Source organism: Candidatus Methylomirabilota bacterium (assembly GCA_036001065.1).
Taxonomy (GTDB): Bacteria; Methylomirabilota; Methylomirabilia; order Rokubacteriales; family CSP1-6; genus MNEF01.
In genome coordinates this window covers 22,871-41,715 of record DASYUQ010000162.1, presented here as the reverse complement: position 1 = coordinate 41,715, position 18,845 = coordinate 22,871, and the positions used below count along the sequence as shown (strand labels likewise).

The window sequence follows — 18,845 nt, the reverse complement described above, 5'->3', positions numbered from 1 at the left end:
AACTCTACCAGAGTCGTCGAACCTCCCGCCGGACGTCCTGGAGCGAGATCCGGCTCACCGTCGGACGCCCGTGGGGACAGAAGTACGGCGTCCCGGTGGCCGCCAGCTCGGCCACCAGGCGCTCCATCTCCTCGCGCTCCAGCGGCGTGTTGGCCTTGATGGCGGCGCGGCAGGCGACGAAGGCCAGCGCGCGATCGAGCACCGGCTGCCCGCCCTTGGCCCCCGCCAGTTCGTCCACCGCCGCCTCGATGAGCCGCTTGGGCTCGTTGGCCTCCAGCACGCTGGGGACGGCGCGCAGGACGATCGTGTCGCCCCCGAATCCCTCGAAGGCGAACCCCAGGCGCTCGAGCGGCTCACGCCAGCGCTCGAGCAGGGCGCGGGCCGCGGGGGCCAGCGGGAGCGGCTCTGGAAACAGCAGCGCCTGGGAGGCGGGGGCGCCGGTGGCGACCTCGGTCTCGAGGCGCTCGAAGACGACGCGCTCGTGGGCGGCGTGCTGGTCGAGGAAGAACACCTCCTTGTCGGACGCCGAGACGATGAAGGTGTCCTGCACCTGGCCGAGCACCCGGCCGAAGTCGGCGGCCGCGTACGCCGCGGGAGCTTCGGCGAACAGCGGCGCCGGCTCCCGGGACTCGAGCGCACCGGGCATCCGATCGTCCCGGCGCATCCCGGAGAGCGCCACCTCGACGGCGGGGACGACGGCCTTCTGGCGTAAGGCCTCTCCCAGCGCCGCCACCACCATCTCGTGGACGAGCCGCGGGTGGCGGAAGCGCACCCAGGCCTTGGTCGGATGGACGTTGACGTCGACGTCGGCGAAAGGCAGCGCGATGGTCAGCGCGACCAGAGGGAAGCGGTCGCGCGGGAGCAAGGGCCGGTAGGCTTCGAGCACCGCCTGGAAGAGCGCGGGATCGCGCACCGGTCGCCCGTTGACGACGATGACCACGTCGTCGCGCCCGCCCCGCGTCAGGTCGGGCGGGCTGGCCACGCCCCGCACCTCGACCCCGTGCTCGGCGCGGCCGATGCCCAGCAGGCGCTCGCCGATCTCGTAACCCCACAGCGCGCCCACGCGCGACCTCACGTCCCGGGCCACCGGCGCCGTGAGCGTGACGCGGTTGTCGCTCGTCGCGCGGAACTGCACCGCCGGATGGGCGATGGCGAGCTGGGTCAGCAGCCTCAGGCAGGCGCCGACTTCGGTGGCGGGCGATTTCAAGAATTTCAGCCGCGCGGGGGTGTTGAAGAAGAGGTCGGCCACCTCCACCGTCGTGCCGGCCTCCGCCGGCAGCGTCAGGCGCTGGCTGATGCTCCCGCCGGTGCCGGCGATGCGCGTGCCCTCGGCGGCGTCGCGCGCGCGGGTCGTGATGGTGAAGCGGGAGACGGCACAGATCGCCGGCAGCGCCTCCCCGCGGAAGCCGAGGGTGCCGATCGCCGCCAGGTCCTCCTCGCTGGCGAGCTTGGAGGTCGCGTGGCGCTCCAGGGCGAGGGCGAGCTCCGCGGCCATCATGCCGACGCCGTCGTCGGCGACCCGGACCAGGGCCGTCCCGCCGTCGCGCAGATCGACGGCGATGGTCCGGGCCTCGGCGTCGAGCGCGTTCTCGACCAGCTCCTTGACCACGGCCGCCGGCCGCTCGACGACCTCGCCGGCGGCGATCTTGTTGATCAGGTGGTCGGGCAGCCTGCGGATCCGACTCGTCACTCCCGTTCCTCTTTCGAGCGCCGGCTTGGCCGGCGCAACCCTTCTCGGTCCGAGAGCCAGCGGATCCGACTCATCCCTCTCGCTCCTCGTGTTCGCCGCTTCGGGCGCGGGCTTCGCCCGCGCAATCCTGGGGGAGGTTTCGGAGGGGGCCGCCGAGGCCCCCTCCGATCGTCTGTTGCCACTTGGCGAGCAGGTTCAGCGCCTCCATCGGCGTGAGGTGCGCGAGGTCGAGCCGGGCCAGCTCCGGCGCGATCGGGTCCGGCGGCGGCGTGAAGAGCCCCAGCTGGGTGGCGTCGCGGGCGTCGGTGGAGAGCTGGCCGGCCGTCTCCAGCTCGGTCAGCAGCGCCTTGGCGCGCGTGATCACCGGCTCCGGCAGCCCGGCCAGGCGCGCCACCTGGATGCCGTAGCTGCGGTCGGTGGAGCCGGAGCGCACCTTGTGCAGGAAGATGATCTCGTCGTTCCACTCGCGCACGGCGACGTGGAAGTTGCGCACCCCCGCCAGCCGGTGGGCGAGCTGGGTGAGCTCGTGGAAGTGCGTGGCGAAGAGCACCTTGGCCCCGGCACGCTCGTGCAGGGCTTCGACGACCGACCAGGCGATGGCGAGCCCGTCGAAGGTCGAGGTGCCGCGCCCCACCTCGTCGAGGAGGACGAGGCTGCGCGCGGTGACGTTGTTCAGGATGTTGGCCGTCTCGACCATCTCGACGAGAAACGTGCTCTGGCCCCGCCCGAGGTTGTCCTGGGCGCCGACCCGTGTGAAGACGCGATCGACCACGCCGATCCGGGCCTCCCGGGCGGGGACGAAGGCGCCCATCTGGGCCAGGATGACGATGTGCCCCGTCTGCCGCAGGTAGACGGACTTCCCGGACATGTTAGGGCCGGTGAGGATGACGATGCGCGCGTCGCCATCGAGCGCGAGATCGTTCGGCGTGACGGGCTCGCCGGCGCGGGCCTCGAGCACGGGATGGCGGCCGTCGACGATCACGAGCGCCTCGCCCCGGTCCACGATCGGGCGCACGTGACCGCGCCCATGGGCCACCTCGGCCAGCGCCGCCAGGACGTCGAGCCGCGCCAGCGCCCGGGCCGTCGTGAGCAGCTCGCCCGCGCGCCCGCCGACGCGCCGGCGCACGTCCTCGAACAGCTCGTACTCCAGCCGCCGCCGCCGCTCCTCGGCGCCCAGCACCCTGGCCTCGTACTCCTTCAGCTCGGGCGTGATGTAGCGCTCGGCGCCGGTGAGGGTCTGGCGGCGCACGTAGTCCGCGGGCACGCGGGAGGTCTGGGCGTGGGTCACCTCGATCCCGTAGCCGAAGACGCGGTTGAAGCGCACGCGGAGGCTCGGGATGCCGGTGCGGGCGCGTTCCCGCTCCTCGAGGCCGGCGATCCACTGACGCCCCCCGCGGGCGTCGTCGACGATCGCGGCGAGCGCCTCGCTCCAGCCCTCGCGGATGATCCCGCCCTCGTGCAGCGCCAGCGGCGGCTCGTCCACGAGCGCGTCGCGGAGCAGGGCCTGCAGCTCACCGAGGGGCACCAGGTCCTCCCGGGCGGCGGCGATCAGTGAGGGCGTCATCTCCGCGACGCCCGCACGGATCTCGTCGAGCGGCTCCAGGCACGCGCGCAGCCCGACGAGGTCGCGAGCGTGGGCCACGCCGAGCGTGGCCCGGCTCGTCAGCCGCTCCAGATCCCCCACGCGCCGGAGCAGCGCCCGCAGCCGGCCGCGGGTGGCCGGCGCCTCGATCAGAGCTCCGATCGCGTCCTGGCGCTCGCCGATCGTCGCCGGATCGAGCAGCGGCCGCAGCAGCCACTGCCGGAGCAGCCGGCCCCCCATCGGCGTGACCGTCTCGTTGATGACGCCGAGGAGCGAGGTGCGGCCGTCGCCCTCCCGGGACTCGAGCAGCTCGAGCGTCTCCGCCGCCGTCCGATCGACGGTCATGGCGTCGGCGGTAGCGAGCCGCTGGAGCCTCGTCAGGTGGTTGAGCCTGTCGCCCTGAGTGGCGCGCACGTACGCGAGCGCCCCACCCGCCGCCGAGAGCCCCACCGTCAGGTCGGCGAGCCCGAAGGCGTCCAGCGTGGGCACCTCGAAGTGGCCGGCGAGGGCGGCGGCGGCGCGGCGGAGGACGAAGGGCGCCGGGTCCCAGAAGGTCAGCGTCGCGCCGGTGGCCTGGAGCCGCCCGAGGAGGTCGGGGATCTCCCGCAGCGACTCGGGGACGAGGATCTCTGCGGGACGGCGCAGGAGCGCCGCATCCAGCACGCCGGCCTCCCGGGGTCGGTCCTCGCCGACCCAGAACTCGCCGGTCGAGACGTCCAGCAGCGCGACTCCGGTCGCCTCGCGAAGCCGCGCCACCGCCAACAGGAAATTGTTGGCCACGCCCTTGAGGTACGCGGTGTCGGTGATGGTTCCCGGCGTGATGAGGCGGACCACGTCGCGCCGCAGGAGCTTCTTGCCCTTCCCCGGCGCCTCCATCTGCTCGCACAGCGCGATCTTCCGGCCGGCCTGCACGAGCCGGGCGATGTAGGCCTCGGCGGCGTGGTGCGGGATGCCCGCCATCGGGGCGCCCTGGCGGGCGGTGAGCGTGATCTGCAGCAGCCGCGCCCCTTGCTCGGCGTCCTCGAGGAACAGCTCGTAGAAATCGCCGAGGCGGAAGAGGAGCAGGTAGTCGGGAAAGCGGCGCTTGAGCTCCCGATACTGCCGCATCATCGGCGTGGGGCCGCCGGGGGACTCAGCCACCCAGGCGGCTCCGCAGGCGGTCGTAAGTCACCTCGAGCGCCTCGGGCAGCACTCGCACCTCGCCCAGCACGGGCATGAAGTTCGAGTCACCCTGCCAGCGGGGGACCACGTGTACGTGCAGGTGGTCCTCGATTCCCGCGCCGGCTACGCGCCCCTGGTTGATGCCGATGTTGAATCCGTCAGCCCGGTACTCGGCGGCGAGCGTCGAGGTGGCGACGGCGACCAGGCGCATTGCGTCGGCCAACTCCTCCGGCGTGGCCTCGGCGACCGTGCCGGCGTGGCGGTTGACCGCCGACATCAGGTGGCCGGGCGTGTACGGGTAGGCATTGAGGATCAGGAAGGCGTGCGCGGAGCGCAGCAGGACCAGGGACTTGCGGTCGTCGCCGGCCGCGAGCGCGTTGCAGAAGATGCAACCGGGAGCCGAACCGGCACTGGCGACGTAGGCCATCCGCCACGGCGCCCAGAGGCGCTTCACGCCGCGGGCTGCGGCCTCACGTGTTCACGAGCTCGCGCAGGCGCTTGCCGACCTTGAAGAACGGGACGCGCTTTTCCGGTACGTCGACGCTCGTCCCCGTCTTCGGATTGCGTCCCTTTCGAGAATTGCGGTGGCGGATCCGGAAGCTGCCGAAGCCCCGAAGCTCGACCTTGTCCCCCTTGGCGAGGGCGTCCGTGATGTTCTCGAAGATCGTGTTGACGATCGTCTCGGTCTCCTTTTTGGTGAGACTCGAGACTTTCGAGACCTCGTCGATCAGCTCCGCTTTCGTCATCGTCCACTCCGTCCCACGGCGAGGACCCGTCCGGAAACTCGACGAGAACCTAGCACGCTGAACGCGAGAATGTCAACCAGCATAAGGGGTTAGAGGCCACGGGCCGTTCGGTGCCGTTCCCTCTATCATAGGATTAGTCCGCATTTTCGGCCCTTTCCACCCTGATGCCGCGTGCGCCACTCGAGCTTCCACGCCGCGGACGCCGGTCAGTCCATCAGATACAGGGGCGTCTTAAAGACGGGAAGGACGGGTGCGAGGGCGCGCCCACCCATCAGCCCCAGCTCGTTACGGATCAGGTCCAGGATCGACAGGCGACGCCGCGCCGGAATGACCCGAGGCGGAATATTCAGGCCGGCCAGCTTCGCCGCCCGGTTGATCGCGTCTTCCAGTCCGCCCAGCTCGTCGACCATGCTCAGCGCCCTGGCCTGCGCGCCGGAGAAGATCCGGCCGTCCGCGAACTGCGCCACGCGGGCCCGGTCCAGCCTGCGCCCTTCGGTCACGGCGGTGATGAACTGGGCGTGGACGTCGTCGAGCAGCGCCTGCAGCACCCGGCGCTCCTCGGCCGTCATCGGTCGCGCGATGTTGCCCATGTCCTTGAACTGCCCGGCCTTGACGACCACGTAATCCACGCCGATCTTCTTCATGAGGTTCTCGAGGTTCGCCATCTGCATGATGACGCCGATCGAGCCCGTGAGCGTGCCTGGGTTGGCGTAGATCTGATCGGCGGCGACGGCGACGTAGTAGCCGCCCGAGGCGGCGACGGCCCCCAGCGAGGCGACGACCGGCTTGCCCGCCTGGCGCACGCGACGAATGGCGTCGTGCACCTCCTGGGTGGGCCCGACGATCCCGCCGGGGCTGTTGATCCGGATGACGACGGCCCGGACCAAGGGGTTGTCGCGGTGGTTCCGGAGATCCTTGAGGAGCTCCTCCACGTCGACGATGATGCCTTCCAGCTCGACGATGGCGACGCGGGCGCCGAAGCCGCCGCCCTCGGGGCCCTGGAGCATGGCGGAGACGACGGCGAGGAACCCGACCACCACGCCGAGGTAGATGGCCACCGTGACGCTGACGACGGTGACCCGCCGCGCCACGTCAGCGGCTACTCCTCGTCGTCATAGTCGTACTCATTGCGAGGCTTGCCGCGCTTGCCGCGCCGGGTCTGCCCGCGCTCCTCCCCCTCGCGACCGAGGTCCACGGCGTGGGCCAGCTCCTTGAGGCTGAGCCCGATGCGCCGCTCGTTGGGATCGACGCGGATGACCAGCAGCGTCAGCTCGTCGCCGGCGTTGACGATCTCGTCCGGGCGGCTGATCGGCCGGTTGGCCATCTGCGAGATGTGCAGCAGCCCGTCCACGCCCGGCTCCAGCTCCACGAAGGCGCCGAAGTCGGTGAGCCGGACCACCTTGCCCGTCACCCGCGAGCCCATCGGGTAGCGCTGGGCTACCGTGCTCCAGGGGTCCGGCTGGATCTGCTTGAACCCCAGCGAGATCCGCTTGTTCTCGCGGTCGACGTTGAGGATCTGCGTCTCGATCTCCTGGCCCTTCTTGAGGAGCTCCGAGGCGTGCCCGACCGACCGCGTCCACGACATGTCGGAGATGTGCAGGAGGCCGTCCACGCCCGGCTCCAGCTCGATGAAGGCGCCGAAGTCGGTGAGGTTGCGCACCCGCCCCGTCACCCGCATGCCCGGCTTGTAGCGCTCCTCGATCGTCTGCCAGGGATCGGGCTCGACCTGCTTCATGCCCAGCGAGATCCGCTTGGCCGCCCGGTTGACGTCGAGCACGACCACGTCCACATCGTCGCCCACGTTGACGAGCTTCGACGGATGGCGCACCCGCCGCGTCCACGACATCTCCGAGACGTGCACGAGCCCCTCCACGCCCGGCTCCAGCTCGATGAACGCGCCGTAGTTGGTGAGGCTCACCACCCGCCCGCGCGCCTTGGTGCCCACCGCGTACCTCTTCTCCACGTTCTCCCAGGGGTCCGAGGACTTCTGCTTGTAGCCGAGCGAGACGCGGCCCGTCTCGCGGTCGAAGTGCAGCACCACCACCTCGACCTGGTCGCCCACCTGGAAGATCTCGGAGGGATGGCCCACGCGGCCCCAGCTCATGTCGGTGACGTGCAGGAGGCCGTCGATGCCCCCGAGGTCGATGAAGGCGCCGTAGTCGGTGATGTTCTTCACCGTGCCCGTCAGCGCCATGCCCTCGTGGAGCACCTCGAGCGTGTGCTTCTTCTTCTCCTCGCGCTCCTCCTCCAGCACCGCCCGCCGGGAGAGGACGACGTTGCCGCGCCGGCGATTGAGCTTGATGACCTTGGCCCGGATGGTCTGGCCGACCATGGAGGCGAGGTTCTTCACCGGACGCAGATCGACCTGGGAGCCAGGCAGGAACGCCTTGACCCCGACGTCCACCGCCAGCCCGCCCTTGACGACCTCGACGACGCGCCCGTCGACCGGGCTGCCCTTGTCGTAGGCGTGGGAGATGGCGTCCCAGACCTTGATCTTGTCGGCCTTCTCCTTGGAGAGGACGATCAGCCCTTCGGCGTCCTCCTTCGCCTCGAGGTAGACGTCCAGCTCGTCGCCGACCTTGGGCAGCGTCCCCCCCGCGCGGTGGAACTCCTCGATGGGGATGGCCCCCTCGCTCTTGTAGCCGACGTCGACCAGCACTTCGCTGGTGCCGACGTGCACGACCCGGCCACGGACCACCTCGCCCTCCTCGAACTCGGTGATCCCGGTGGCGCCGTACCAATCTTCCATCCGGTCCTCGGCCGCGTCTGGGGTCGCCTCCTTTCGCTGGCCGCCGAGGCTTTTGCGTGGTTCACCCTTCTCCATCCTGCTCGTTCCTCCCTAGATATGATGGGGCGAGGTCGAGGGTGCTCTCACACCCGCCTCGCCGGCTGCTTGATCCTTGAGGCGCGCGATCGCCGCCATCATCTCCCGACTGGCGGCCTCGTAGGAGTCTTTTCTGCCGGCACCGTTGCCGGCGCCGAACTGCAACGTCGGCCCGAACGCCACGGTGATCCTGCCCGGGTGCGGCAGCCGCCCGCGCGACCACGCGCGCCCGCTGCCCCGCACGTAGACGGGCACCACCGGCGCGCCGCTCAAGGTGGCGAGCATGCCGGCGCCGAGCTTCGGGGGACGCAGCACGCCCTCCTCGCCCCGCGTGCCCTCCGGGAACACGAGGAGCGCACCGCCTTCCTGGAGCACGCGCAGCGCCGTCCGCAGGGCTCCCGGATCGCTCCCCTCCCGGCGCACCGGCCACGCCCCCAGCCTGCGAATGAGCCCTCCCAACAGCGGGACGTCGAACAGCTCGGCCTTGGCCATGAACGACACCCGGCGCGGCGCCAGGCCCGCGACCAGCGGCGGGTCCAGGACGCTGGAGTGGTTGGCGACCAGCAGGACGGGCCCGCTCCCGGGCACGTGCTCCCGGCCACGAACCTCCAGCCTCCAGAAGACCCGCATCAGCGCGACCGCGAGCGCTCTCACGACCGGGTACAGCATCGCTGCTCGATGAACCTGACCATCTCATCGACAACATCGTCGATGGTCCGGTTGGTCGTGTCGATTTCCTTCGCGCCTTCGGCCTTGCGGAGTGGCGCGATCCTTCGGGTTTGGTCCTGGATGTCGCGGGCACCGATTTCGGCACGGGCCACCGCCAGGTCGACAGTGACACCCCGGGCACGGAACTCGGCCTGGCGTCGACGGGCCCTCTCCTCCAGGTCGGCGTCGAGATAGAACTTCACGTCCGCGTCAGGGCAGACAACCGTCCCCGTGTCACGTCCCTCGAGGATGACGTCCCCCGCCGCAGCCAGACGACGCTGGATTGGAGTGATCTTGGCGCGGACCGGCTCGAGCGTCGTGAGGTCCGAGGTCATTCGGTCGATGGCCCGGGTGCGGATCTCCTCCGTCACGTCGCGGCCGTTCACGTGGACTCGCCCATCCCGGATTTCGATCTCGACCGACTCCAGGTGCCGACGGAGCTTGGGGGTGTCCTCGGCAGCAAGGTCCCCCTCCCGGAGCACGCTCCAGGCCAGGGCCCGGTACATCGCACCGGTATCGACGAGCCGGTATCCCAATCGCCGGGCCAGGGCGCGGGCGGCTGTCGTCTTCCCCGCGCCCGCCGGCCCGTCGATCGTGATCACCGGTTCGCGCTCCCCGGCCCTCATCACCTGTCGGAGGGGGCCTCGGCGGCCCCCTCCGAAACCTCCCCCGGGAACGGTTGCGCCGGCGGAGCCGGCGCTCGGAACCTGCCCAAACGGTCGGTCGATGCCCGAGCCCTCATGGCTCCATGGTGACGGCCGGCTCGCCGGCCAGCCCGTTGAGCAGGTCGGCGAATTGGGGGAACGAGGTGGCGATGCAGGCGGTGTCCTCGATCACCGTCTCGCCGTCAGCGACAAGGCCGGCCACGGCCAGGGCCATCGCGATACGGTGATCGCCGCCGCTGGCGACGCGGGCCCCGCGCAGGCGAGCGCCGCCCTCGATGAGGAGCCCGTCCGGCCGCTCGGCGATCCGCGCCCCCATGGCCCCCAGCTCCCGCGCCAGCGCGGCGACGCGGTCGGACTCCTTCACGCGCAGCTCGGCGGCGTCGCGGATCTCGGTCCGGCCCCGCGCGACGAGCGCCGCCACCGCCAGCGCCGGAATCTCGTCGATGAGCCTGGGCACCAGGGCTCCGGCGACCGTCGTCCCCGCGAGTTCGCGGCCGGCGGCGGTGATCGCGCCGCTGGGCTCCCCCACGCCTCCGCGCTCCGTCGGCGCGATCTCCAGGTGCGCGCCCATGGCGCCGAGCGCCTCCAGCAGGCCCGCCCGCGTGGGGTTCAGCCCTACGCCGGCGACGGTGACCCGCGCATCGGCGACGATCAGCCCGGCCACCAGGAGGAATGCAGCCGATGAAATGTCGCCGGGCACGATCACCGTCGTTCCCATCAGGGCGCCGGGGCTCATCGTCGTCGAGAGGCCCCGCGTCTCGAGCCGCGCCCCGAACTGTCGCAGCATTCGCTCCGAGTGATCGCGCGACTGCGCTGGCTCGGTCACCGCCACCGACCCGTCGGCGTAGAGGCCGGCCAGCAGGATCGCGGACTTCACCTGGGCCGACGCGATCGGCAGCTCGTAGGCGAGGGCCGTCGGTCTGTCCACGCCCCGAATGGCCAACGGGAGGCGACCGCCTTCCGCGCGCCCGACGATCGTGGCTCCCATGCGCCGGAGGGGCTCGGCGACACGCCCCATGGGGCGCCGCCTGAGCGATTCGTCGCCGGTGAGGAACGTCCAGAACGGCTGGCCCGCCAACGCGCCCAGGAGCAGCCGCGCCGTGGTGCCGGAATTGCCGCAGTCGATGACGTTCGACGGCTCGCCGAGCCCCCGCAGCCCGGTGCCCGCGATGCGGTACTCGCCGGGCCCCTTGCGGGTGACATCCACGCCCAGCGCCTCGACGGCTGCGATCGTCCGCAGACAATCTTCGGCCTCGAGATAGCCGCGGATCTCCGTCACGCCCTCGGCCAGCGCGCCCAACAGCGCCGCCCGATGCGAAATCGACTTGTCCCCCGGCACCTCGACCTGGCCGCGCAGCCGGCTCACCGGATGGATCCGGAGCCTCACGGCAGCGCCTCGCGCTGAGCCTTGATCCGCGCCAGGGCCTCCCGGAGCCCGGCGGCGTCGCCGGCGTCGATCAGCTTCGACAGCTCGGCGAGCGCGCGGAGGAACTCCCGGATGGTGGTGCCGAGCGCGTCGCGATTGGCGAGGAAGATTTCCTCCCACACCTCGGGGTCGGAGGCGGCGATGCGGGTGGTGTCGCGGAAGCTTCGCGCGGCCACCTCGAACGCCGCCGGATCGAAGCGCGCGACGCCGTCGACGAGGGCGCAGGCGACGAGGTGCGGCAGGTGGCTGATCGCGGCCACCGCGCGGTCGTGGGCGTCGGGATCGAGCGTCAGAACCCGTCCCGCGCCGAGCCCTTCCCAGAAGGCCGTGACCCCCTTCACCGCCGCCGGCGCGCTGCTCTCGCTCGGCGTGACGATGACCGTAGCGCCGCGGAAGAGATCGGCCCGGGCCATTCCGTAGCCGCTCAGTTCCGAGCCGGCCATCGGGTGGCTGCCGACGAAGTGCAGCGGACGCCCGGCGGCGAGCCGCTGCGCGGCCCGCACGATCCCGCCCTTCGTGGAGCCGACGTCGGTGAGGAGGGCATCGGCCAGGGCCGCGCGCCACACCTCCCCCAGCAGGCGCTCGATGGACGCCACCGGGGCCGCCAGGACGACGAAGTCGGCGCCGACGACGCCCGCCGTGAGGTCGGTGGTCGCGCGGTCAAGGACGCCGTCGCGGAGAGCCGGCTCGAGCCGGCGCCCGTCGCGTCCGATGCCGACGATCTCCCGGGCCAGGCCCTGCGCGCGGGCCGCCTTGGCGACCGAGCCGCCCAGGAGCCCCACGCCGACGACGGCGAGCCGCTGAATCACCCTCAGGCCTTCTTCCCCAGCGCGGCCCGCAGCCCCTTGATCAGCCGCCGGTTCTCCTCGGGGGTGCCGACCGTGATGCGGAGCGTGCTCTCCATGCCGAAGGGCGTCATGGGACGCACGATGATGCCCCCGTGCAGGAGCTTCTGGTAGATCTCGGCGGCGCTCCGACCCACGTCGACGAGGATGAAGTTCGCGCGGGAGGGAACGTACTTGAGCCCCAACGCCTTGAACTCCTCGTAGAGGAAGTGGCGCCCGGCCTCGATCATCCGCACGCACTCCAGCACGTGCGCGTCGTCCTCCAGCGCCGCCAGGGCCGCCGCCTGGGCCAGGGAGTTGACGTTGAAGGGCTGGCGGATGCGGTTCATGAGCGCCGTCGCGTCGGCATCGGCGACGCCGTAGCCCACGCGCAGCCCGGCCAGGCTGTTGGCCTTGGAGAAGGTTCTCAGCACGATGACCTTGCGGCCCTGCTTGACGTACGCGAGCGCGTCCGGGAAATCGGGTCCCTGGGCGAACTCGAGGTACGCCTCGTCGAAGACGACGATGGTGCGCTCGGGCGCCCGCGCCATGAAGTGCTCGACCTCCTCCGCCGTCACGATCGTCGCGGTGGGGTTGTTGGGATTGGCGATGAAGATGACCTTCGTGAGCGGCGTGATGGCCCGGGCCATGGCCTCCAGATCGAGCCGGTAATCCTTCAGCATCACCATCACGCGGATGCCGCCGGCCGCCTGCACGACCATCGGGTACACCACGAAGGAGGGATGCGGCACGATGGCCTCGTCCCCGGGTTTGAGGAAGGTGCGCACCAGCAGCTCGATCAGCTCGTTGGAGCCGTTGCCCAGGATCACGTGCTCGGGCGTTACGCCGTGCTTCTTGGCCAGGGCCTGCCGCAGATAGAAGCCGCTGCCGTCCGGGTAGCGGTTGAGGACGTTGAGCGCGGCCGCAACGGCCTTCTGCACCCGATCGGAGGGGGCCAGCGGGTTTTCGTTGGAGGCCAGCTTGATGGCGTTCGCGATCCCGAGCTCGCGCTCCAGCTCCTCGATCGGCTTCCCCGGCTCGTAGGGCGCGATCCCCAGGATATGCTCGTTCGCCAGTGACTCCCACTGTGTCATGCTCGCTCGCTCCTTATCCCGCGGGGTACGAGCCTAGGACTTTCAAAAAGAGGGTGCGCTCGCCGATCTCGCCCAGCGCCGAGGCGACCGTGGGCGTGTCGCGATGGCCCTCGAAGTCCACGAACATCACGTACTCCCACGGCCTGCGCTTCGCCGGCCGCGATTCGATCTTGGTCAGGTTCAGCCCGCGCCGCGCGAACGGCTCGAGGATACGGTAGAGCGCGCCGGGTTCATTGCGCATCGCGAACAGGATCGAGGTCTTGTCCCGCTCGCTGGGCCCGGTGGCGCGTCGCCCGATGACGAGGAAGCGCGTCGAGTTGTAGGGGTTGTCCTCGATCCGCGGTCTCAGCACGGGCACGCCGTACAGCTCCGCCGCCAGGTCGGAGGCGATCGCCGCCACCGTGACGTCGCCGGCGGCGAGCTCCGCCGCCGCCGCCGTCGACGTCACCTCCTGCGTCGGCACGTCCGGCAGGTGCTGGGCCAGCCAGCCGCGGCACTGCGCCAGCGCCTGGGGATGCGAGACGACGACCTTGATCTCCCCAAGGTCGCGGGCCAGCGAGAGCAGGTTTTGGGTGATCGTGAGGTACCGCTCACCGCAGACGAGCGCGTCCGAGTCGATCAGCCGGTCCAGCGTGACGTTCACGGCGCCTTCGGCGCTGTTCTCGACCGGCACGATGCCGTACTCCACGCGTCCGTGCTCCATATCGTCGAAGACGTCGGCGATCGACCGTAACCCCGCGTACGCGGCGGAGGAGCCGAAGTGCTGGAGCGCGGCCTGGTGGCTGAAGGTCGCGCGGGGGCCGAGGTAGCCCACTGTCAGCGGCCCCTCCAGCGCGCGGCAGCCGGACAGGATCTCGCTCCAGATCGCGCGCACGGCTTCGGCCGAGAGCGGGCCCGGGTTGAGCGCGGTCAGGCGGGCGACGATCTCGGCTTCCCGCTCGGCGGCATACGACGGCGAATCCTGCCGTCGTTTGAGGTCTCCGATGTTGAGAGCGGCCTCGGCGCGCTGGTTGAGGAGGTGAAGGATTTGGTTGTCGAGCTCGTTGATCCTGGAACGCCAATCGTCCAGGTTCATAGGGACTCCTGCCCGCTCTGCTGAATACCGCGCATTATAGGCCAACGCTTCAACCCGGCGCAAGCGACTGGCAGGCAGTGCGACGCCGCAGGGCGGCGGCGTTGCCGCCGGCACGCCCGCCCGAGGCGAGCCTGAGTGAGCCTGCGACGCCGCAGGGCGGCGGCGTTGCCGCCGGCACAGCCGGAGGTCAACGTCGCGCCACCGGCGCCGCCGCCGCCCGCCGAAGCGCGGCGATCTCCCCGGTCGTGAGGGGACGCGCGGCGCCCACCGGCAAGTTGCCGAGCTTCACCGGACCGAAGGCGGTCCGCCGCAGGCGCACCACCGGATGGCCGAGCGCCGCGCAGTAGCGCTTCACCTCGTGCTTGCGCCCCTCGGTGAACGTCAGGCGAAGATGGCTCCCCGAGGGCAAGGCGCCGAGGGGCTCCACCGTCAGCGGCACCGCGGGACCGTCGTCGAGCATCACGCCCCGCCGCCAGCGCGCGAGATCGGCCCGGGCGACCGCGCCCGCGACCTCTGCTTCGTAGACGCGCGGCAGGCCGTACCGCGGATGCAGGAGGCGGTGCGTCAGGGCGCCGTCGTTGGTCAGGAGCAGCGCGCCCTCGACGTCGGCGTCGAGGCGTCCCACCGGATAGAGGCGCGCCACCGGCGGTACCAGGTCGGTGACGACCCGGCGTCCCCGCGGGTCGCCGCGCGACGTGAGGTAGCCGCGCGGCTTGTTGAGGAGGATGTAGTGCTTCGCCTCGGCGGCCGGGATCGCGCGTCCATCGACGGTGATGGTGTCGACGAGAGGATCGGCGACCGTTCCCGGCTCGCGCGTCACCACGCCGTTGACGGCGACGCGACCGTCGAAGACCAGCCGATCAGCCGCTCGCCGGGACGCCAGCCCCGCTTGGGCCAGGATCTTGTTCAGTCGCAGCTTCGCCATCGATGGCGGCGGTTGCCGGGACCTCGGGAACGATCAGCTCGCTCTCGACCTTGGGCAGGTCGCCCAGATCGCGCAGACCGAAGGCGACGAGAAACTCGCGCGTCGTCTCGTAGAGGAAGGGCCGGCCGGGCGCGTCCTTGCGTCCGGCCACGCGGATGAGCCGCCGCTCCAAGAGGTTCTCCAGCACCCCCTCCGAGTTCACGCCACGGATCGCGTCTACCTCCGGGCGCGACACCGGTTGGCGATAGGCGACGATGGCCAGCGTCTCCAGGGCGGGGCGCGAGAGGCGGGCGCGCGTCCGGGCCTTGGCCAGCCGCAGCAGCCACGGTGCGATCTCGGGCCGCGTCACCATGCGGTGGCCGCCGGCGACGTCGACGATCGCCAGCGGGCTGTCGGCCGCCGCATAGCGCGCCTGCAGCTCTTCGACGAGGACGCGCGCCGCGGCGACGTCCGGCAGGTCCAGCACCTCCCGGATGCGCTCGGCCTCCAGCGGCGTATCGGAGGCGAACAGCAGGGCCTCGACGACGTCAGTCGGAGTCGGCAATGGTGGCCTCGCTCGTCGTGGGTTGGACAACGCTCGGCGCGCTCGCCGGCGGCTCGGCGCGCCGCTCGATGACGATTTCCCCGAACAGCTCGCTCTGCTGGGCGCGGATGTTGCCGAGCCTCACCAGTTCCAGAACCGCCAACAACGTCACCACCACCTCGGACCGGACGCGCTCGGTGCCGGTCAGCGATGAGAACAGCAGCGACCAGGTGTCGCGCAGCACGGCCAGGATCTCGGCCATCCGCTCCACGAGCGACATCGGCTCCGGCTCGACTTCCCGGGGCTTCCGCCGCGCCTGCTCGTCGATGAGGCGCCGGAGCGCGCGTTCGAGCAGGTGCAGGCTCAGGTCCTCCAGCGGCACGTCGTCGGGCGGCGGCAGATCGCTCAGCGGGCGTCCCCAGACGAGCGCCTGCTCGGCCTCCCGGTCGGCGAGCCAGGCGCCGAGCGCCTTCACCCGCGCGTACTCCCGGAGGCGCTCCTCCAGCTCCCGACGGAGCGCTTCGGCGTCCTCGTCGAACTGCTCCTCGTCCTCGTCCGGCGGCACCAGCAGCTTGGACTTGAGATAGATCAGCGTCGCGGCCATGACCAGGTAGGCGCCGGCCGTCTCCAGATCCTGAAATTCCATCGCCTCCAGGTGGGCCAGATACTGATCGGTGATCGTGCGGATCGGCAGCGCAGCGAGGTCGATCTCGTTCGTCCGGCAGAGATGCAGCAGGAGGTCGAACGGTCCCTCGAACTGCCCCACCCGCAGCGTCAGGGGCGGTGGCGTCGTGGGGGCCGCGGTCGCCGTCATGGAGTGAGCGTCACCGCCCGCCGGACCTCCTCCATGGTGGACTGGGCCACCCGGCGGGCCCGGGCCGAGCCCTCGCGCAGGATGTCGGCGATCATGTCGGGCTTCTCGGCGAAGCCCTGTCGCCGCTCGCGGATCGGGGCCAGCGCCGGCTCGAGATGCTTGAGGAGCACGTCCTTGCAGTCCAGGCAGCCGATCCCGGCGGTGCGGCATCCCGTGGCGCAGTACTCGCGATCGTCGGCGGGCGTGAAGATCTTGTGCAGGTCGAACACGGGACAGATCTCGGGGTTGCCGGGATCCGACCGCCGCTTGCGGGCGGGGTCGGTCACCATCGGCCGCACCTTCTGCCGGATGGTCTCGGCGGAGTCCGAGAGATAGATCGCGTTGCCATACGACTTGGACATCTTGCGACCATCCGTCCCCGGCACCTTCGGGATCTCCGTCAACTTGGCCTGGGGTTCGGGAAAGATTTCCCCGAAGGTGTGGTTGAACCGGCGCGCGACCTCGCGCGTCAGCTCGATGTGGGGCACCTGGTCGATCCCCACCGGCACCCACTGGGGCTTGTAGATGAGGATGTCCGCCGCCTGGAGCAGCGGGTAGCCGAGCAGGCCGTAGGAGGGCGACTCGATGCCGAGCTGCTCCATCATCTCCTTGTAGGTCGGCACCCGCTCGAGCCAACCGACCGGCGTGATCATCGAGAAGAGTAGGTGCAGCTCGGCGTGCTCGGGGACCAGCGACTGGATGAACATCGTGCACCGCTGCGGCTCGAGCCCGGCGCCGAGCCAGTCGGCGACCATCTCGATCGTGTTGCCCGGCACCTCCCGGAAGTTCTCGGCGTCGGTCGTCAGCGCGTGCCAGTTGGCGATGAAGAAGAAACAGTCGTGCGACTCCTGCAACCGCACCCAGTTGTCGAGGGCGCCGAGATAGTTTCCCAGATGGAGCTTGCCCGTCGGACGCATCCCCGACAGGACGCGATCCTTGGCCATCAGCGCCTCGCCTGCTCCAGGATCTTGGCCGATCGCACGAACACATAGTACGCGTAGAGCCCCGCCAGCAGAAGCCCCCTCCAGCCGTCGAGGAAGCCCCGGCGCAGGACGTACATGCCGACGAAGCGCCCCAGTGGCCGCAGCACGAGATCGCGGGCGCGGGCGCGCCGGCCGCTCTTCACCCATTCGCCGGCGGCCAGCGTCGAGTACCGGTCGGCCCGGGCGAGGAAGTCCGCCACGTCGCGGTAGCTGCGGTGGAGCAGTGCGCCCCGGAGCCGCCCGATGCGCCCGTCGACCCGCAGGGACTCGTGAACATCCCGCTCGGCGAAGCGGGCCCGGCCACGCTGGAAGAGCCGGACTTGCCAGTCGGGATAGAGGCCGCCGCGGCGCACCCACCGTCCCCAGAAGATGTTCTTCCGCGGCAGGGCGTACGCCTCGTAGGCGGCGCTGCCGGCCAGACGGGCGCGGATCTCGTGCCTCAGCTCCGGCGACACCTCCTCGTCGGCGTCGAGCGACAGGACCCAGTCGCCACCGGCCCGCTCCAGCGCGAAGTTCTTCTGGCGGGCGAAGCCCGGCCACGGACGGACGATCACGTGATCGGTGAACTCGCGGGCGATCTGGACCGTCTTGTCCTGCGATTCGGCGTCGACGACGACGATCTCGTCCGCCCAGGCCACGCTCTCCAGGCAGTCGCGCAGCCGCTCCTCCTCGTTGTAGGTAACGACCACGACGCTCAGGCGCGGCGGCGCCGTCATCTCAGCAGCTCCGTCGCCGCGGCGACCACCGCGTCGACGCCCACCGCGTCGACCCGGCCGCCCTGGCCCTGGAGCGCACGGTGGCCCGAGCCATAGGGACCGTTGCGCTCGGCGCGCGTGGGCCCGTAGATCCCGATGCACGGCGTGCCCAGCGCCGCCGCCAGGTGGAGCGGGCCGGTGTCGCCGGCCACCAGCAGGCTGGCGCGCCGGAGGACCGCGATCAACTCGTAGAGGGTGGTGGCCGGCGCCAGCACCCGCCGGCCGGCGGCGGGCTCGCCGACGATCGCCCGCGCCGCCGCCTCCTCGCCGGGTCCCCACACGACGAGCACGTGCGCGGCCGCCTCGTCGGCGAGCCACGTCGCCAGCGTCCGGAACCGATCGGCCGGCCAGCGCTTGTTCCGCCGCCCGGCGCCCGGGTTGAGCACCACCACCCGATTGCGCGGCTTGAGCCCGGCCGCCGTGAAGAAGTCGTCGATCCTCGTCTCGGCGCCCGGATCGGACGGCAGGTTGAACGCGACGACACGCTGGCGGATACCCAGTGGCTCGAGCAGGGCCAGGTACTGATCCACGACGTGCGTCGCCTCGGGCGGAGGCGTCACGCGACGGTTGGTGAAGAGCGCGCTCAACGGCTCCCGACAGAGGCCGGCGTTGAAGCCGATGCGAACCGGAGCGCGCGTCAGCCTGACCAGCAGCCCGCTCTTGAGCAGTCCCTGCAGATCGAACGCGACGTCGAAGTGTCCCGCCGTGAGCCGCCTCCGGAGCATGCCCAGCGCCACGGCCGCGCCGGCGATGCCGCTCGCGCTCCGCGCCCGCCGCCAGAGGCGGGTGTCCACCGTCAGCACCTCGTCGAGCCCGGGATGGCCGGCCAGCAGGGCCGCCTCCCGCTGCTCGACGATCCAGCTGAGCCGCGCGCCGGGCAGCCGCGCCCGCAGCGTCGCGGCTACCGGCAGGGCGTGGACCACGTCCCCCAGCGACGAGAGCTTGACGAGCGCGAAGTTCATCGGCTCACCTCGCACGGCCGGGCCTCCGCCCCGCGACGTGCTGCGGCTC

General features: G+C 71.1%; 18 protein-coding genes. All 18 read right to left on the bottom strand.

Annotated elements, in window-relative coordinates; genetic code table 11:
- Positions 1 to 4: 4 nt before the first annotated feature.
- Positions 5 to 1,690 (bottom strand): DNA mismatch repair endonuclease MutL, encoded by a 1,686-nt coding sequence (gene mutL, locus VGV13_15770; protein HEV8642550.1) that lies wholly within the window; start codon positions 1,688 to 1,690, stop codon positions 5 to 7.
- A 70-nt stretch (positions 1,691 to 1,760) separates the two neighbouring features.
- Positions 1,761 to 4,412, bottom strand: a complete 2,652-nt coding sequence (gene mutS / locus VGV13_15765; GenBank protein HEV8642549.1) for a DNA mismatch repair protein MutS — start codon at positions 4,410 to 4,412, stop codon at positions 1,761 to 1,763.
- On the bottom strand, positions 4,405 to 4,887 hold the full coding sequence (locus tag VGV13_15760) for an HIT domain-containing protein (GenBank protein HEV8642548.1): 483 nt from the start codon (positions 4,885 to 4,887) through the stop codon (positions 4,405 to 4,407). The genes mutS and VGV13_15760 overlap by 8 nt, the downstream gene beginning before the upstream one ends.
- A 16-nt stretch (positions 4,888 to 4,903) precedes the next feature.
- Positions 4,904 to 5,179, bottom strand: coding sequence for an integration host factor subunit beta (locus VGV13_15755; protein HEV8642547.1), 276 nt, complete (start codon positions 5,177 to 5,179; stop codon positions 4,904 to 4,906).
- A gap of 206 nt (positions 5,180 to 5,385) precedes the next feature.
- A complete protein-coding gene (gene sppA, locus VGV13_15750; GenBank protein ID HEV8642546.1) occupies positions 5,386 to 6,270 on the bottom strand; it encodes a signal peptide peptidase SppA in 885 nt (294 codons plus the stop codon).
- 8 nt (positions 6,271 to 6,278) lie between these two features.
- Complete coding sequence (locus VGV13_15745) at positions 6,279 to 8,003, bottom strand: 30S ribosomal protein S1 (protein HEV8642545.1); 1,725 nt, start codon at positions 8,001 to 8,003, stop codon at positions 6,279 to 6,281.
- 15 nt (positions 8,004 to 8,018) lie between these two features.
- Positions 8,019 to 8,672, bottom strand: a complete 654-nt coding sequence (locus VGV13_15740) for a lysophospholipid acyltransferase family protein (protein HEV8642544.1) — start codon at positions 8,670 to 8,672, stop codon at positions 8,019 to 8,021.
- A complete protein-coding gene (cmk, locus tag VGV13_15735) occupies positions 8,654 to 9,313 on the bottom strand; it encodes a (d)CMP kinase (protein ID HEV8642543.1) in 660 nt (219 codons plus the stop codon). The genes VGV13_15740 and cmk overlap by 19 nt, the downstream gene beginning before the upstream one ends.
- A 136-nt stretch (positions 9,314 to 9,449) precedes the next feature.
- On the bottom strand, positions 9,450 to 10,763 hold the full coding sequence (aroA, locus tag VGV13_15730; protein ID HEV8642542.1) for a 3-phosphoshikimate 1-carboxyvinyltransferase: 1,314 nt from the start codon (positions 10,761 to 10,763) through the stop codon (positions 9,450 to 9,452).
- The gene (locus VGV13_15725) at positions 10,760 to 11,611 is read right to left on the bottom strand and encodes a prephenate dehydrogenase/arogenate dehydrogenase family protein (GenBank protein ID HEV8642541.1); all 852 of its coding nucleotides are present in this window, start codon (positions 11,609 to 11,611) and stop codon (positions 10,760 to 10,762) included. The genes aroA and VGV13_15725 overlap by 4 nt, the downstream gene beginning before the upstream one ends.
- Before the next feature lie 2 nt (positions 11,612 to 11,613).
- Complete coding sequence (gene hisC, locus VGV13_15720; GenBank protein ID HEV8642540.1) at positions 11,614 to 12,720, bottom strand: histidinol-phosphate transaminase; 1,107 nt, start codon at positions 12,718 to 12,720, stop codon at positions 11,614 to 11,616.
- Between the two features lie 13 nt (positions 12,721 to 12,733).
- Complete coding sequence (gene pheA, locus VGV13_15715; protein ID HEV8642539.1) at positions 12,734 to 13,795, bottom strand: prephenate dehydratase; 1,062 nt, start codon at positions 13,793 to 13,795, stop codon at positions 12,734 to 12,736.
- Positions 13,796 to 13,982: 187 nt separating this feature from the next.
- Positions 13,983 to 14,720 (bottom strand): pseudouridine synthase, encoded by a 738-nt coding sequence (locus VGV13_15710; GenBank protein HEV8642538.1) that lies wholly within the window; start codon positions 14,718 to 14,720, stop codon positions 13,983 to 13,985.
- Positions 14,656 to 15,264, bottom strand: coding sequence for an SMC-Scp complex subunit ScpB (gene scpB / locus VGV13_15705; GenBank protein HEV8642537.1), 609 nt, complete (start codon positions 15,262 to 15,264; stop codon positions 14,656 to 14,658). Before scpB ends, VGV13_15710 begins: the two co-directional genes overlap by 65 nt.
- Positions 15,248 to 16,057, bottom strand: a complete 810-nt coding sequence (locus VGV13_15700; GenBank protein HEV8642536.1) for a segregation/condensation protein A — start codon at positions 16,055 to 16,057, stop codon at positions 15,248 to 15,250. Before VGV13_15700 ends, scpB begins: the two co-directional genes overlap by 17 nt.
- Positions 16,054 to 17,040, bottom strand: coding sequence for a tryptophan--tRNA ligase (trpS, locus tag VGV13_15695; protein HEV8642535.1), 987 nt, complete (start codon positions 17,038 to 17,040; stop codon positions 16,054 to 16,056). The genes VGV13_15700 and trpS overlap by 4 nt, the downstream gene beginning before the upstream one ends.
- The gene (locus VGV13_15690; GenBank protein ID HEV8642534.1) at positions 17,040 to 17,795 is read right to left on the bottom strand and encodes a glycosyltransferase family 2 protein; all 756 of its coding nucleotides are present in this window, start codon (positions 17,793 to 17,795) and stop codon (positions 17,040 to 17,042) included. Before VGV13_15690 ends, trpS begins: the two co-directional genes overlap by 1 nt.
- Complete coding sequence (gene waaC / locus VGV13_15685; GenBank protein ID HEV8642533.1) at positions 17,792 to 18,796, bottom strand: lipopolysaccharide heptosyltransferase I; 1,005 nt, start codon at positions 18,794 to 18,796, stop codon at positions 17,792 to 17,794. The genes VGV13_15690 and waaC overlap by 4 nt, the downstream gene beginning before the upstream one ends.
- Positions 18,797 to 18,845: the final 49 nt, after the last annotated feature.